A 15,444-nucleotide genomic window follows, 5' to 3' on the forward strand; every position below is an offset into this window, starting at 1 on the left:
TGGCGGAATTGGCAGACGCGCTAGACTTAGGATCTAGTGTCTTATGACGTGGGGGTTCGACTCCCTTCACCCGCATTTTAAAAAAACCATACAAAATGTATGGTTTTTTTAATTTAATCTATTTTTTATTTAGAATCCATTTTATCTTTTTTTTCAGGAACTACATCAATGCCTCCAGGATGGAAAGGATGACACTTAGCTATTCTTTTGATCGTTAACCAAGCGCCTTTGAGTGCACCAAACCTCTTAATGGATTCTAACCCATAGTGTGAACAAGTAGGGTAAAAACGACAGGTTGGGGGTTTTAAAGGAGAGATAAAGCGTTGATAGAATGTAATAATTAGCAGAAACAAACTTTTCATAATAACAACCTTTCAAAAATATTTAAGTTTTAAAGAAGGAAATTACATACCGACGTCTAATTATAACAAATATCGACAATAGAAAGGAGGATAGTACATCTTTCTGCGAAAGGTTAATGATTTGCCATTTTTGCCCCGAATACTCCCCGAATTAAAAAACTACTGAGGTGATGAAAATGAATAAGCTTAAAAAAGAAGATGGATTTACTCTTGTAGAGATGCTTATTGTATTAATGATTATTTCCGTGTTGCTCTTGATTATCGTACCTAATATGAGTAAAAATACGGATGTTGCAAATGGAAAAGGTTGTGAGGCAACTGTTAAATTGTTGCAAGCTCAGGTACATGCATTTAAGTTAGAGACAGGAAACTTACCTCTGACACTTGAAGCATTAGAAGCAGGTAATTACGTTGAAAAAACAACTTGTCCTAATGGGGCAACAGTTGGTTACGAGCCATCAACTGGGAAAGTAACTCCCTCCACACAATGAAAGATTCTAACTCCGGTTATACTCTAATTGAACTTCTTATTACTCTCTCCTTGCTCTCCATTTTAATCAGTCTACCATTGGTGAATTTCCCAAAATTGCATGCTACCTCCCAAGAGGCCGATATCATTGCCAAACAAGTACAAGATACTCTTATTCTCGCACAGCAAGTTGCCATGTCAACTGGTCGAGCGACTCAAATAAGAGCTGATAATTCGATGAAAGAATTAACGATTCGATTTGCTCCTTATGATGATTACTCTGTAACCCCTTATCAACATCCAGATATGACACTTGAGCTTTTAACGATTTCTCCATCTAGTATTGCCTTTCTTGCTAATGGCCACCCTTCCCGTTCTGGAACATTCTTACTACGAATTGGTTCTCACCGCTATAGATTTACTGTTTATTTAGGGAAAGGAATGATCACTTATACGAAATTATAAAGGATTCACCTTTATTGAAGTAATGGGAGCCTTGTTCTTAATCGTACTTTTTTCTGCAACGGTTGTTCCCATGCTTTCAGTTGTCTATTTAGAAAGAGTGACAATTCGAGAAGAGTTAAAGGCACTCACTTTAGTAGAAGAATCTATTCATGAGTTTCTTATTGATGGAGTTCCTCGATTTAAAGGGATTGATGCTTTTGAAATTCGAAGTGAGATCGTAAGCAGTGGAATTGTGAAGACATGTTCGAATTGGATTGGCTCCAATGGGAGGGAATATGAACATTGTTTGCTGGCTAAGAATTAAAAAAGGATTTACCTTAATAGAAGTTTTGTTGGTATTGTCTCTTTTTCTGTTAGTTGTTTCGTTTTTTACCCCTTTTTTCTTAACCGTAACAACAGGGTATCAAGTAGAAAAAGTCACATTTCAACAAGTAACGATGTTCTACAATCATATCTCTCAGGACATAAAATTGGCTTCAGATGTAAAAGTAGAGCAAGGTTCTTTGATTTTGCGAAGAGAGGAAGAGAAGAACATAGAAATTAGATTGTTACCTAGTGGTCAGGTCAGACGCACAAGTGATGGAGAAGGCAACGTTTTACTCCTTGAAGACGTACAAACTTTTTCATGTCGTATACAATACCAACTTCTCCGTTGTAAGGTCGTGATCAGAAATTTAGATTCTTTTAATAAATCGTTTTTACTACCTCATAAGTACGAATGGGAGGGCTCATGATAAATGAGAAAGGATTTATTTTACCAACAACGTTATTTCTTTGTCTTTTGATCATTCACATAGTGATGCTGCAAGTTCATCTTTATCAAACAGAGAAACGTTTTATCTATGAACAGGAACGATTCCTCCAACTTGAAGCTCTTCTTCAAGTTGGAATAAAAGAATTTCAAGAGGGAGAGTATGAACCGGTTCTCAATCAGACTTTCTTGTTTTCTTATGAGACAGGTACGGTTGCTTTTACCATCAGAAGTTTGCATGATGGCATTAGTTCTATCTACGTGACGGTTAGCTTGAAATCGGGACACAAACGTTTAGCCGGATTTAAGTATATTTGGGAGAAGTCTGAAATCATTAATTACTGGGAAGTGATAAACCCAGATGTTTCCACTTTCCCACTTCCAATAAATGTATAAATGGTCGTCCTTTCCAATTTAGTCCAGTAATAAAAGTTACAATACTGGGGAATACTAACTTCTAGAAATCCATAGAGGTGAGAAGATGTCATTGAATGATTATGTTAAGTTCTTGACGCAGCAGGCTGTAATTAGAATGGATCAACCCAAAGAAGAGAGAAGAACAAAAAAATTAGCTAGAAAAGTCGGTAAACAACCTTTTACTACTCAAGCTTTTGGAATGATTCCTTTAGGAATTTCATTGTTCTGGAAAAAACATAAAAAGAAAAAGTAATTGCGTAGCTCTGTCTATGACAGTTGCTTCGCTTTTTCTTTGTCATTAATTGTTGAAAAAGAAAAACAAGTTATTTATTTGCGACCTTAACTGTACTATAATGGGAAGAAGATGGTAGTTTGGGAGTGAATAATATTATGGAACAAGAACAAAACACATTGAAAATTACTAGTGTGTTATCTGATCCAACACGATTCTCTATTTATCAATATGTTTCAAAAAAGCGTGAGAATGTAACAGTACAAGAAATTGCTGATCAATTTAGTATTCATCCAAATGTTGCACGTCTTCACTTAACTAAACTTGAAGATGTCAAAATGATTATCTCCGAAACGCAAAAAACTGGTAAAGGTGGTCGGCCTAGCCGCTTTTATAAACTTTCAAATGAAGTTATTCAATTGCAGTTTCCGTTTAGAGATTATCAACGTTTATCGAAAATGGCAATCGAGTCATTAGTTGAACTTGGTGACGTTGGCATAGAAGCCTTACATAAAGTTGGATATAAGTATGGACGAGAAAGTGCAGAACTTTATGTTCAGCAATTCCATATAGACATAACAACCCTTTCAATGGAAGACAAAGTGAAAATTATTGAAGAAATTGCTATTAACCAAGGACTCAGCCCTGAAATTAAATATGTGAAAGAAAAGGACGAGATTGAGTTTAGTATTTACAACTGTACATTTAAAGAATTAATGTCGGAGCACTCTATCTCACTTTGCTCAATGCACCACGAGTTATTTAGAGGGATTTTTTCACTGTTTGTAGGAGATCATATTCTTAAAGATAACACCAAATTAACTGATCCTAAGGCAAAGGCTTGTTCTTACGCTGTAGTAAAGCTTTTCAATTGAGAGAGCGACACAGTTTTGCCATTGTTCAAGCATTTACAAATAAAGAGACAGTCGATATAATAAGTCTGTACTCTATCATTTGATATCCTAAGCAAATAGTGCCATCGTCGGCAATAATTTGTGCGTGAAGGAGGGGAAACAAATGGACCGTATGTATCGTGTTTTAGCATTCTGGACAGGAATCTTTGCTGTTCTATTCTTTGTAGGAGATATGTTTAATGTGGCGTTGCTATTCTTCGCACAAACTGGTGCACTTTTAGCATTAAGCTATTTAAATTTATCTGAACGTGTGTATATCTATATTTTTGGCGCCTATTTAACGATATTCTTCGTTGGCTTCACGTATTATTCAACTTTCTTATTGGTACCAAGCTTTGGTGGACATTAATATTTGGTACATATACACTGATGAAAACCGTCCCTTTCTTGAAAGGGGCGGTTTTCTGTATGGAAAATGTTCCCTGATTGAACAATACAGTTATGGCCAGCAATGAACAGATCTAATAAAAAAAACGACCTCCAACTCAGTTGGAGGCCACATGGGGAGTAAATCGTATTGATGTAAGAACATTGAGGGGAGGGGGACTCCCATTCAAAGACTCACCAATCTAATTCTATTTTATAAACACTTTATCACTATGTCAATAGTAATAACAAATTGTAGAAGTTTTAGCATTAATATATAATGCTGGTTTTATCCATAAAATGGACTCACAAGTATTAGCGATTAAATAAGAAAAAAGTTAGGACTCTCAATGTCCTAACTCTTGTTGGGATGACTCAATTTTAGAAACCGGATAAGAAAGGGTTACTATCCATTTCAGATCCAATTGTGGTGGTTGGGCCGTGACCACAAGCAACTACAGTGTCTTCAGGGAGTTCAAGGAGCTTTTGGTGGATGCTTTCAAGTAGTTGTTGATGATTGCCACCAGGTAGGTCTGTCCGACCAATGCTTTGGGCGAACAAAGCATCACCAGAGAAGACAATTGAGTGCTCTTTTGAATAGAAAGAAACACTCCCTGGTGAATGTCCTGGAGTCTCTAATACCTCAAACTGAAAAGAACCCAACCTAAGTGTTTGTTCGTTTTCAATCGTATGATCTGCTGGTCTGGCTGTGATAGCGTTAGAACCTAAAAAGCGTTCTGATCCATTTTTTGACCCGTCTGGAAGCCAATCTTGTTCTTCTTGATGTATGTAAACAGGGCATTTAAATTCATTGCGGACGTCATCAACCGCTCCAATATGATCAAAATGAGCGTGAGTCAAAAGGATAGCCAGAGGTTTTAGATTTTGCTCTTTTAACCATTGTACGAGAGCAGGGCCTTCACTACCTGGATCAATAACAATGGCATCTTTTGCCTCGTTTTGAAGTACATAAGCGTTAGTCTGTAACGGTCCTAGTGGAAGTTGAGTCCATTTCATATTTGTAGCCTCCAAAAAAATAAGATAGTTCCATCATACATTATCGAAATCAGCTCGACAAACATTTAAAAAAAGAGTAAAATAAGACCAAAATGCCCATGCTAATTAAAGAGTTTAGTTTTGTGCTAGCTTTGTCAAAATTTAAGGCTGACAACGTTCTCATATAGCTTTATAATAGGACTAGTTAAGCTGGGTTCTTAGTTTCTACATAAGGAGGTTAAGTCAGTATGATCTTATCTATTATCCTTTTAATTGTAGCGCTTTTAAGTGCTGTTGCGATTGTTCGTGAAATTAAAAGAAAGAACTTCTTCGCAGTTGGCTTTGCAGGAATCTCATTTGTTGTGTTTGGCTGGTTTTCAATTGCGACTATCATTGCAATCATTACAACAGGTGGAGGAGCTCCTGTAGCTCACTAAGCCGTATGAAAAGGCGAACTACTTCGTGTAGTTCGCCTTTTTTCTTTGGTAGTTTTTATTAATCAATCAGATGTACATTCTGATAAGCTATAAGTTTTTAGAAAACTTGCTGTTGAAGATAAAACATCCCACCATTAACGATCGAAACATGGATGTTCGGTTCATACTGTTCTTTTAGAGCTTGTTTTTCTACGTGATAACTTTCTGGTTTTTCTTCTTCATCCTCATAAAACGCTTCTAATAATTTTTGGTCAGCTTCCCATCGTTGAACCGCTTCTACAGCCCAAGTTTCGTCTTCGTTCTCTGCGTATGTTTGGACCATCTTTTGTAGGCGGATTAATCCACTATTAGCGGTAATTAAAGGAGATAGTTTAAAACAATAGTCAGGAATGTTAGGAGTCAGGTCTTTTCGTCGAATCCGTTCATAAAACTGCGGAACGATTTGTCCATGGATGAGATTGAGTCCAAGTGACAGCAAAACGTCCTTTTTACGATCACACTGAAAGGATACTTTTGCATTTAAACAAAGCCAAGGTTGCAAAGGGATCGATTTATTCCCAGAAGCGTCTATTCGCTCAAAAAGACGGATAAACCCGCCTAGTTCTTTTGTTGAGTCAAATAATTGGCGCAACCGTGGTGAACCAAAATGAATTTGTTCCCCGCGGATATCTTCAGGTACTTGAGTTTGATCTGTAATAAAAGTTACTTGCATGGGGCGAGGTTCGCCACCGGTCTTCTCAAGGTAATGCCAATAAAAAGGCCGATTCATAAGGAGTTTATCTAGCTCAATAGAAAGTTGAACTTGCAAATAACCAGAATGGTTCTCAGTTATTGGACTATCATTTGCTTCGAAATATCTTTCTAAGAAATTATGAACTTGAGGCTGTTGCATCGATTGTATCCTCCTCATTTGCTTCAGCTGCTTCTTCGGCGGCCTCATTCATAATGGCGGCTAAATGCTCAAATTTGATTCTCATTTCGCCTTCAGAGTCTGATTGTAAAAGAATGTCTTGAACATGCTCTTCAACAGAAGGAAGTTCAATTTTGGTTAAGATATCATCTAGTTCGCCGATAACGGATTCAAAGAGATGGATCTTTTCATACAATAACTTAAGAATGTGTTGTTCAACCGTATCCGTAACAGCAAAATTATAAATACGTACATCTTCTTTTTGACCTAAACGATGGATTCTTCCAATCCTCTGTTCAATTCGCATGGGGTTCCAAGGCAAATCATAGTTAATAATGTGACTACAAAATTGAAGGTTGATCCCTTCTCCTCCTGCCTCAGTTGCGATTAACACCTGAGCATGGTTTTGAAAGAGCTGTCTCATCCAATCTTTTTTTCCGCGTTTAAATCCACCTCTAAAAGGAACAGAGGATATACCATTTTGTTTCAAATACCACTGCAAGTACAGTTGCGTAGCGCGATACTCTGTGAAAATGATCACTTTATCATCAATCTTCTTAATGATTTCAAGTGCTTTTTCCGCTTTTGCGTGACCATCGATTTCTCCGATTTTATTGAGGAGTTTTTCAGCGTCAGGTAAAGTACGACCTTCTGTATGTGCGCGCTCAACCATATTTTTTAAAGTCATGAAGGCTGCTTCTCTACTACTACAAAGCTCTCGTTTTAACGTTAATAAAGCAAAGTGACTAGATCCATCTTTTAATTGCTCAATTTCAGTATAAAAAGCACGTTCCGATTCACTAAATTCAATTGGGACGGTTTCAACAATTCGTTTGGTCCACTCGATTCCTGTTTCTTCTCGGCGGTTACGAACCATTACTTTATTAACGAGTTCTTTTAATTTTTCCTCATTTTTTGGTGAGCGTTTGTTGGATCGGTATTCTTTTTCAAAAGAAGTAATATCACCTAGGTGTCCCGGTTTTAAGAGTGACACTAGATTAAAGATTTCTTCTAACTTATTTTGAACAGGAGTTGCTGTTAATAGAAGGCAGAATTTCTTCTTTAGATGCTTAATGAATTCATAGTTCTTAGTTTTTGGATTTTTAAGTTTATGGGCTTCATCAATAATGACTAAATCATATGGTTGATCAAGCACGATGTCACGATGTGGTTGCCTTTTCGCCGTATCAATTGAAGCGACTACAACATCACATTGCTCCCATACGTAAGATTTTCTCTGAGCAATCGCAGGAATATGAAACTTTGTATTTAATTCAATGGCCCACTGAGACACAAGAGAAGCCGGTACTAAAATAAGAACTTTTTTGACAAGTCCCCGAATCATGTACTCTTTTAAAATGAGACCAGCCTCAATTGTTTTTCCAAGTCCCACTTCGTCAGCCAATATTGCTTTACCATTCATTTGTTCAATGACGGTATTTGCCACTTCGATCTGGTGAGGAAAAGGCTGTAATTGTGGGAGGTGCTTTGGTGCTTGTAATCCATGAAACTCGGGTATGACTTGATGTTCTTCAGCTTCATAAGCGAGTTTAAAGAGCTCCCAATTGGACCAGGGGCCATCTTGGTCTAACCTTTCTAAAAAGGTGTCCTTCCACTTCTGGTCAAAATGAATATCTATATTCACTATTTCTCATCCTTTCGAACAAACTTGAGTCAATATCCGAATGAAAACGACAAAATTCTATTAAATCATTTGATTTCAGAAAAAAATGTTGCGTCAAACCGTTCAACTTGATAGGATATTAATATAAATTCCGAATTAACCTTGCGTTATAAAAAATTTATAGTATAACGCTAGTATGTACCAATTGTAAGAAATTCATGAGTATAATTAGGAAACAATTGAATTCATTGCGGATGAGAATAAGGGGAGAGATTGCAGAACGTTGCAACGCCGAAGGAGCAAGTATTTGATAATGTGTTATCAATACGAATCTCTCAGGCAAAAAAGACTCTTATTTGACGCAACTCTGGAGAGTGCTTATAAAGCCACCTACGAAGACACTATATTCTGTGATTTTAGAATATAGGAAACTTTCTGGTATCAGGACAGAGTTATACACGCTTAAGTGTATAACTCTGTCCTTTTTGTTTTTTTATCTGAAGAGGAGGTAATCGAGAATGACAGATTTAAAGCGAACACCATTATTTAGTCTGTATAAAGAAAGTGGAGCTAAGACCATTGATTTTGGTGGATGGGACTTGCCTGTTCAATTTTCTAGTATTAAAGATGAACACGAAGCGGTCAGAACCAAGGCGGGGCTATTTGATGTTTCTCATATGGGTGAAGTCGAAGTGAAAGGTCAAGGGGCGCTTGATTATTTGCAGAAGCTCATGACCAATGATGTTTCTAAGATTGTTGACGGTCAAGCGCAGTATACGGCGATGTGCTATGAAAATGGTGGAACAGTCGATGATTTACTTATTTATCGTAAGTCAGAAGATGATTTTTTGTTGGTCATTAATGCGTCTAATATTGAGAAAGACGTTGAGTGGATGGAGCAGCATCTGACTGCAGATGTAACGATTAAGAACATTTCGAATGAGGTGGCACAATTAGCCATTCAAGGTCCACTTGCAGAGAGAATTTTACAAAAAGAAACAACTCATGACTTATCGTCTATTCGCTTTTTCCGATTCGCAGATCATGTTCAAATTGGAGGAGTAAATGCTTTAGTTTCTAGAACTGGTTATACTGGTGAAGACGGATTTGAGATTTACTGTGAAGCATCTGAAGCTCCTAAGCTTTGGAGTTTATTGCTAAAAGCTGGAGCGTCAGATGGACTTGTTCCGTGTGGTCTTGGTGCGCGTGATACGCTTCGCTTTGAGGTTCGCTTGCCATTATATGGTCAAGAGCTTACAAAGGAAATTACACCACTTGAGGCTGGAATTGGTTTTGCTGTGAAAGTAAATAAAGAAGCTGATTTTATTGGCAAATCCGTGTTGACGAAGCAAAAAGAAGAAGGTTTAACTAGAAAACTTGTTGGAATCGAGATGATTGACAAAGGAATTCCACGTACTGGGTATGAGGTCTTTGTTAACGACAAGCAAGTTGGTTTTGTAACAACTGGAACTCAATCTCCAACACTAAAAAAGAATGTCGGTCTTGCCATTGTTGACATTGCTTACACCGAGCTAGGTACAGAAGTGGAAGTACAAGTTCGTAAAAAGCGTCTTAAAGCTAAAGTAGTATCAACCCCTTTTTATAAAAAGTCGTAGGAGGAACCGTATATGAACCATCGCTATTTACCAATGACAGAAGCTGATCAAAAAGAAATGCTTGAGACGATTGGAGTGGAGTCAATCGAAGACTTATTCTCTGACATTCCAAACGACATTCGTTTCAAAGGAGAAATGGATCTCAAGGAAGCACTAAAAGAGACGGAGCTCGTTTCTTATTTTCAAGGTCTAGCAAGTAAGAACGTTTCAATTAAGCAAGTGCCTTCTTTCTTAGGTGCAGGTGTGTATGAGCATTACATTCCTTCTATTGTGGATCACGTGATTTCCCGTTCAGAGTTTTACACAGCTTACACACCCTATCAACCTGAAATTTCGCAAGGAGAATTACAAGCGATTTTTGAATTTCAAACAATGATTTGTGAGTTAACAGGTATGGATCTAGCCAACTCTTCTATGTATGATGGTCCAACTGCTTTAGCTGAAGCAGCTATGTTAAGTGCTGGACAAACGAAAAAGAAAACGATCCTTGTTTCAAAATCAGTGCATCCTGAAGCTCGTGCTGTCCTGCAGACGAATGCTACAGGTCAGCGCCTAAACGTCATTGAAATCGATACCGAAAACGGTTTGACCGATCTTGCCAGGTTAAAAGAAGTATACGGAGATGATACGGCTTGTGTGGTCGTCCAACATCCTAACTTTTTTGGGAATCTTGAACCTTTAGCTGAACTAGAGCAGATTACTCATAGTGGAAAAGCGTTGTTTGTCGTTTCAAGTAATCCACTTGCCCTTGGCTTATTAAAACCACCTGGCCATTTTGGAGCGGACATGGTTGTAGGAGATGCTCAACCATTTGGGATTGCTACTCAATTTGGAGGGCCACACTGTGGTTATTTTGCAACAACGAAGAAACTAATGCGTAAGGTACCAGGTCGCTTAGTCGGTCAAACCACAGATGAACATGGACAACGTGGGTTTGTGTTAACGTTACAAGCTCGTGAACAACATATTAGACGTGAAAAAGCGACATCTAATATTTGCTCGAATCAAGCTTTAAATGCACTAGCTGCTTCTGTTGCAATGACTGCAATTGGCAAAAACGGTGTTAAGGAAATGGCTTATCAAAATGTTCAGAAGGCAGCTTATTTGAAACAACAATTAAAGGCTAATGGCGTAGAAGTCGTTTTTGAGCAACCAACATTCAATGAGTTTGTCGTCAAGAGCGGTAAACCTGTTTCAGAAGTAAATGAAATCTTATTAACTAAAGGTTTTATTGGTGGCTATGATCTTGGACGAGATGATGCAGCACTAGAAGGACAAATGTTAATAGCGGTAACTGAGGTACGTACGAAAACAGAACTTGATCGTTTTGCTAAAGAATTGGGGGCTCTAGTATGATGACAACAAAAGATCAGCCACTTATTTTTGAACGTAGTAAGCCAGGCAGAGTAGGACATAGTCTTCCCACTTTAGATATTACAGAACAGAAAATAGAAGACTTGATCCCTAGTGAATTCTTACGAGAAGTAGAACCTGAGCTTCCTGAAGTATCCGAGCTTGAAATTATGCGTCACTACACCGCTTTATCAAAGCGAAACCACGGTGTAGATTCTGGCTTCTATCCACTCGGTTCTTGTACGATGAAATATAATCCAAAAATTAATGAGAATGTTGCTCGTTTTGAGGGGCTTGCTCATATTCACCCATATCAACCAGTTGAACAAGTTCAAGGTTCACTAGAGATGCTTTATGAATTGCAAACGTCATTAGCAGAGATTACTGGAATGGATGAAGTGACATTGCAGCCCGCAGCAGGAGCTCATGGTGAATGGACGGGGTTAATGATGATCCGTGCTTATCATGAAGCCAATGGTGATTTTGAACGTACAAAAGTAATTGTTCCTGATTCTGCACATGGAACAAATCCTGCATCCGCAACGGTTGCTGGCTTTGATTCAGTCACGGTCCGTACGGATGATAATGGTCTTGTAGATCTTGATCATTTGCGTGAAGTGGTTGGGGAAGATACGGCCGCACTTATGTTAACCAATCCGAATACACTTGGATTGTTTGAGACATATATTGTAGAAATGGCAAAAATCATTCATGACGCTGGTGGAAAGCTTTATTATGATGGAGCCAATTCAAATGCCATTTTAGGGATTGCAAGACCTGGAGATATGGGCTTTGATGTCGTCCATTTGAATCTTCATAAGACGTTTACAGGTCCACATGGCGGTGGGGGGCCTGGATCGGGTCCGGTTGGTGTGAAAAAGGATTTAATTCCGTTCCTACCAAAACCTCTTATTGTGAAGCGAGATGATCGTTATGATTTTGATTATGATCGTCCACAATCGATTGGTCGGGTAAAACCATACTATGGTAACTACGGAATCAATGTTCGGGCTTATACGTATATTCGGACAATGGGTCCAGATGGATTGCGCAAAGTATCGGAGTACGCTGTTTTGAATGCGAACTATATGATGCGCAGGCTAGAGCCTCACTTTGATTTACCATACACACAACATTGTAAGCATGAATTTGTGATTTCAGGTCGTCGTCAAAAGAAATTAGGCGTACGCACGTTGGATATTGCTAAGCGTTTACTAGACTTTGGTTATCATCCACCAACGATTTACTTCCCGTTAAATGTGGAGGAATGTATGATGATTGAGCCAACAGAAACAGAGTCGAAGGAAACATTAGACGAATTCATTGATGCGATGATTCAAATTGCTCGTGAAGCAGAAGAGAATCCAGAGATTGTTCAAGAAGCTCCACATACAACCGTTATTTCTAGACTTGATGAGACAACAGCTGCCAGGAAGCCAATTCTGAAATATGAACAAGTCTAAGCATAACGCTTAGACTTGTTAGAAAGACTCAGGGAGAACAATCTTCCTAAGTCTTTTTTTATTTCTTTTTAATTTTACCAGACCACTTTTTAAATCCACCTTGTAGATGCGACAAATCTTCTACTCCACGCTTCTTTTTCAGCAATTGAGCAGCTTGTCTACTGCGAGCACCGGATTGGCAATATAAATAAACTGGTTGATCTGTACGTACTTCATTGATTCGTTGGCGAAGCTGCGACATTGGAATGTTGCGTGCTCCTAAGATGTGACCACCATCATACTCGCGTGGCTCGCGCACATCAATAAGTTGAGCTTTGCGATATCCTTTAATGAAGTCGTCTTGTGTTAATGTTTTCAAATACTTTGGATTATAAAAGCGCTTAAACACCGTATAAGCCACAAAACCAAGCAGAATTAGCCATAAATATACCATATGTTAATCTCTACACTCCTTTACGTACTTCCGTCATTATTTATTATAATAGTCGTTGGACATTTACGCAATAAGATCTCACCCAGCATATAGCTTGGCTAGTGAAGGTTCGTTTGTTAAAATGACTAAGAGAAATGAATGAAAGAAGCGATGTATAATGAGAGAAACATGGCGTTTTATTGATTCAGGAGAGTGTTCTCCTGCTTATAATATGGCATTGGATGAGGCGTTACTTGATTGGCATAGCAAAGGGTTAATCCCGCCTACGATTCGTTTTTATGGTTGGAATCCGGCAACTCTATCAATCGGGTATTTTCAAAAAGTTGAAAAAGAAATTAATCTTGAGAAAGTCCACGAGTACGGTTTAGGCTTTGTCCGCAGACCTACAGGAGGTCGGGGGGTTCTGCACGACAAAGAGTTAACGTACAGTGTTATTGTGTCAGAAGACCATCCAGAGATGCCTGCTTCGGTAACGGAGGCGTATCGTGTCATTTCTCAAGGTATATTAGAGGGTTTTAAAGATGTTGGGCTTGATGCATACTTTTCTATTCCAAGAACAGATGAAGAGAAAAATGCGTTGAAAAATCCACGTTCTGCAGTTTGTTTCGATGCGCCTTCATGGTATGAACTTGTTGTGGAGGGACGGAAGGTTGCTGGCAGTGCTCAAACTAGACAAAAAGGTGTCATTTTACAGCATGGGTCGATTATTTTAGATATTGATGAGGATAAGCTTTTTGATTTGTTCAAGTATTCAAGTGATCGATTACGAGAACGAATGCAAAGAAATTTCAAGAATAAGGCAGTGGCGATCAATGCACTACGAAGTGAGCCATTAACAATGGAAGAAGCGAAAGAGGCGTTTAAAAGAGGGTTTGAAAAAGGATTAAACATTGAATTAGAGCCTTATACACTAAGTGAAGAAGAAGAAAAAGCGGTGAAAGAGATCTCAAAAAACCGCTACGAAAACGATGAATGGAATTTTAGAAAATAATAACTCAATTGGGGAAATGGTTGGAAAGAGCCAATAGGGGCAAGTAAAAAGCGTATTCATTGCGCTTTTTTTATTTTTGCGTCAGAGTCACGGTGGGTTTGTAGGACATAGTATCCCTTATATTCACTAAATAAGTACTTTTGGGAAGGCAAGCGGATATGAGATCCGTTATTTGTTGAAAATGTAGAGAAAATGGATGTAATTGAACAGAACAACGGAACTGATGTCCTTGATCGCTTTAAACGCAACGTTTAGGGGGTAATAGCGGAAATCATGTTCGCTCATACTAAAAAAAAAACGACGCTCTATATCTTGCATAGACTGTCCTCATAAAAAGAGGAGGTATAAATCAATTCGATTTATACCTCCAAACACATACTAATTAGATTTTGGTAAGATATCTTTGAATTTAGCCTGTAGATCCTTTGTGACTGGACCGACATCAAAAGTGGTAGAAAGTTGTCCTTTAACCGATTTGATTGGCGTAATTTCTACCGATGAACTTGTAATAAATGCTTCGTCTGCATGTTCAAGAACTTCAACAGGGAATGGTTCTTCAACCACAGAGTATTGGTGTTGTTCAGCTAATTCAATAACAAGCTGTCTTGTAATTCCATTAAGGATTAGGTTCGTAGCAGGGTGAGTGTAAAGAACCTTATCTTTTACTAAGAAAAGATTGGAGGAAGACCCTTCCGTAATCGTTCCGCTACGATGGAGGATCGCCTCCTGACAATTTTGGTCAGCTGCCTCTCTTTTGACCATAACGTTTCCTAGTAAGTTAATGGTCTTAATATCACAGCGTAACCAACGAATGTCATCTGTTAGCCAAACATCGACACCGTTTTTCTGTGTTTCTTCAAGATTTTGTGCAGGTTGTGTAAAAGCGGTAAAAACAGCTGTTGAATTTCTTGTGTATAAATGATTTCTCGGTTCTACACCTCGAGTAACTTGGAAGTAGACAAGGCCATTCATAACCTTATTTTTTTCGAGAAGCTCCATAAGCAAATCGATCATCTTCTTTTCTTCAAATGGAAGAGGGATTTCTAATTTTTCTGCGCTTGAGCGAAGTCGGTCTAAATGATGGTCCATGGCAAAAGGTTGTCCATGATAAACTTTAATCACTTCATATATACCATCACCAAAATAATAGCCACGATCTTCAAAATTAATAGAAGCCTCTGCCTTAGGTAGTAGTTGTTCATTTTGAATAATATATTCCATTGCAAATTCCTCCTGCAGGTATCACTTTGTAATTAACATTAATGATGTGAAAGTACGCTTCTAGAATATCATAATTAACCGAATAGGAACGAAATTTTTTTGTCAAATATTATGGTTGAAACGATAACTTAGGCTGTAGCAAGGCTTTGAAATAAAATGAAATCTGGCAAGAGACGAATTGGTTCAAAATGTCGAAAAAAAGCGGATTAAAGCCTATTAAACTCGTTTATGCTTCTTTTTTTTAGCCATTTCGAAGTTGACAAAATAACGAGAAATGAAAACTAACACAATATATGGTGTATTTTAAATAAAAGTGAGCACAATATATTGAATCTGTAGTCGGACTTGTGGTAAGCTTACCCAAGAATAATTTGTACATGGACGACCTTAAAAGTTAGCAACTAGATTGATAGCATAGATAGCC

Annotated in this window: 19 protein-coding genes and 1 riboswitch; of the genes, 13 read left to right on the forward strand and 6 right to left on the reverse strand. The window is 38.1% G+C overall.

Annotated features, from left to right (window positions below; all coding sequences use genetic code 11):
- Positions 1-125 precede the first annotated feature (125 nt).
- Complete coding sequence (gene yidD, locus PQ474_RS16150; RefSeq protein ID WP_273845355.1) at positions 126-362, reverse strand: membrane protein insertion efficiency factor YidD; 237 nt, start codon at positions 360-362, stop codon at positions 126-128.
- Positions 363-538: 176 nt separating this feature from the next.
- Between yidD and comGC the strand changes: the two genes are divergently transcribed.
- The 8 genes from comGC (at position 539) to PQ474_RS16190 (ending at position 3,959) form a co-directional block, all read left to right on the forward strand.
- Positions 539-853, forward strand: a complete 315-nt coding sequence (gene comGC / locus PQ474_RS16155) for a competence type IV pilus major pilin ComGC (RefSeq protein ID WP_273845357.1) — start codon at positions 539-541, stop codon at positions 851-853.
- On the forward strand, positions 850-1,296 hold the full coding sequence (gene comGD / locus PQ474_RS16160; protein ID WP_273845359.1) for a competence type IV pilus minor pilin ComGD: 447 nt from the start codon (positions 850-852) through the stop codon (positions 1,294-1,296). The genes comGC and comGD overlap by 4 nt, the downstream gene beginning before the upstream one ends.
- Before the next feature lie 31 nt (positions 1,297-1,327).
- Positions 1,328-1,600: a hypothetical protein gene (locus tag PQ474_RS16165; protein ID WP_273845360.1), complete on the forward strand. Its 273-nt coding sequence runs from the start codon at positions 1,328-1,330 to the stop codon at positions 1,598-1,600.
- On the forward strand, positions 1,572-2,030 hold the full coding sequence (locus PQ474_RS16170; RefSeq protein ID WP_273845362.1) for a ComGF family competence protein: 459 nt from the start codon (positions 1,572-1,574) through the stop codon (positions 2,028-2,030). The genes PQ474_RS16165 and PQ474_RS16170 overlap by 29 nt, the downstream gene beginning before the upstream one ends.
- Positions 2,027-2,443 (forward strand): competence type IV pilus minor pilin ComGG, encoded by a 417-nt coding sequence (comGG, locus tag PQ474_RS16175; protein ID WP_273845365.1) that lies wholly within the window; start codon positions 2,027-2,029, stop codon positions 2,441-2,443. The genes PQ474_RS16170 and comGG overlap by 4 nt, the downstream gene beginning before the upstream one ends.
- An 85-nt stretch (positions 2,444-2,528) precedes the next feature.
- Positions 2,529-2,717 (forward strand): YqzE family protein, encoded by a 189-nt coding sequence (locus tag PQ474_RS16180; RefSeq protein WP_273845367.1) that lies wholly within the window; start codon positions 2,529-2,531, stop codon positions 2,715-2,717.
- 137 nt (positions 2,718-2,854) lie between these two features.
- Positions 2,855-3,571: a helix-turn-helix transcriptional regulator gene (locus PQ474_RS16185; RefSeq protein WP_273845370.1), complete on the forward strand. Its 717-nt coding sequence runs from the start codon at positions 2,855-2,857 to the stop codon at positions 3,569-3,571.
- A 142-nt stretch (positions 3,572-3,713) separates the two neighbouring features.
- Positions 3,714-3,959 (forward strand): DUF2626 domain-containing protein, encoded by a 246-nt coding sequence (locus tag PQ474_RS16190; RefSeq protein ID WP_035666192.1) that lies wholly within the window; start codon positions 3,714-3,716, stop codon positions 3,957-3,959.
- 398 nt (positions 3,960-4,357) lie between these two features.
- Here the strand turns inward: PQ474_RS16190 and PQ474_RS16195 are convergent, their stop codons facing one another.
- Positions 4,358-4,993 carry an MBL fold metallo-hydrolase gene (locus PQ474_RS16195; RefSeq protein WP_273845376.1) on the reverse strand — a complete coding sequence of 212 codons (636 nt, stop codon included), beginning with the start codon at positions 4,991-4,993 and terminating at the stop codon, positions 4,358-4,360.
- Positions 4,994-5,220: 227 nt separating this feature from the next.
- Here PQ474_RS16195 and PQ474_RS16200 point away from each other — a divergent pair, with 227 nt between their 5' ends.
- A complete protein-coding gene (locus tag PQ474_RS16200; protein WP_227938523.1) occupies positions 5,221-5,409 on the forward strand; it encodes a DUF2759 family protein in 189 nt (62 codons plus the stop codon).
- Positions 5,410-5,506: 97 nt separating this feature from the next.
- On the opposite strand, the gene PQ474_RS16205 is transcribed toward PQ474_RS16200, so the two are convergent.
- Both PQ474_RS16205 and PQ474_RS16210 read right to left on the reverse strand, forming a co-directional pair.
- Positions 5,507-6,301 (reverse strand): YqhG family protein, encoded by a 795-nt coding sequence (locus tag PQ474_RS16205; RefSeq protein ID WP_273845383.1) that lies wholly within the window; start codon positions 6,299-6,301, stop codon positions 5,507-5,509.
- Entirely contained in the window at positions 6,279-7,964 is a 1,686-nt protein-coding gene (locus tag PQ474_RS16210) for a DEAD/DEAH box helicase (RefSeq protein ID WP_273845384.1), read from the reverse strand. Before PQ474_RS16210 ends, PQ474_RS16205 begins: the two co-directional genes overlap by 23 nt.
- A gap of 233 nt (positions 7,965-8,197) precedes the next feature.
- Positions 8,198-8,305, forward strand: a riboswitch (glycine riboswitch).
- Between the two features lie 156 nt (positions 8,306-8,461).
- Here PQ474_RS16210 and gcvT point away from each other — a divergent pair.
- From gcvT to gcvPB, 3 genes are read left to right on the forward strand one after another with little or no spacing between them, the layout of a single operon-like run.
- Positions 8,462-9,559: a glycine cleavage system aminomethyltransferase GcvT gene (gene gcvT / locus PQ474_RS16215; RefSeq protein ID WP_273845385.1), complete on the forward strand. Its 1,098-nt coding sequence runs from the start codon at positions 8,462-8,464 to the stop codon at positions 9,557-9,559.
- A gap of 12 nt (positions 9,560-9,571) precedes the next feature.
- On the forward strand, positions 9,572-10,915 hold the full coding sequence (gene gcvPA, locus PQ474_RS16220; protein WP_273845388.1) for an aminomethyl-transferring glycine dehydrogenase subunit GcvPA: 1,344 nt from the start codon (positions 9,572-9,574) through the stop codon (positions 10,913-10,915).
- Complete coding sequence (gene gcvPB, locus PQ474_RS16225) at positions 10,915-12,375, forward strand: aminomethyl-transferring glycine dehydrogenase subunit GcvPB (protein ID WP_273845551.1); 1,461 nt, start codon at positions 10,915-10,917, stop codon at positions 12,373-12,375. Before gcvPA ends, gcvPB begins: the two co-directional genes overlap by 1 nt.
- A 58-nt stretch (positions 12,376-12,433) precedes the next feature.
- Here gcvPB and PQ474_RS16230 read toward each other — a convergent pair whose 3' ends face one another.
- Positions 12,434-12,808, reverse strand: coding sequence for a rhodanese-like domain-containing protein (locus PQ474_RS16230; protein ID WP_273845390.1), 375 nt, complete (start codon positions 12,806-12,808; stop codon positions 12,434-12,436).
- Between the two features lie 154 nt (positions 12,809-12,962).
- Between PQ474_RS16230 and PQ474_RS16235 the strand changes: the two genes are divergently transcribed.
- Positions 12,963-13,799: a lipoate--protein ligase family protein gene (locus tag PQ474_RS16235; protein ID WP_273845553.1), complete on the forward strand. Its 837-nt coding sequence runs from the start codon at positions 12,963-12,965 to the stop codon at positions 13,797-13,799.
- A 378-nt stretch (positions 13,800-14,177) separates the two neighbouring features.
- On the opposite strand, the gene dat is transcribed toward PQ474_RS16235, so the two are convergent.
- Entirely contained in the window at positions 14,178-15,020 is an 843-nt protein-coding gene (gene dat, locus PQ474_RS16240) for a D-amino-acid transaminase (RefSeq protein WP_273845392.1), read from the reverse strand.
- Positions 15,021-15,444: the final 424 nt, after the last annotated feature.

The sequence above is a fragment of the Halalkalibacter alkalisediminis genome (assembly GCF_028610705.1).
In the GTDB taxonomy this organism is placed as follows: Bacteria; Bacillota; Bacilli; order Bacillales; family Bacillaceae_D; genus Halalkalibacter; species Halalkalibacter alkalisediminis.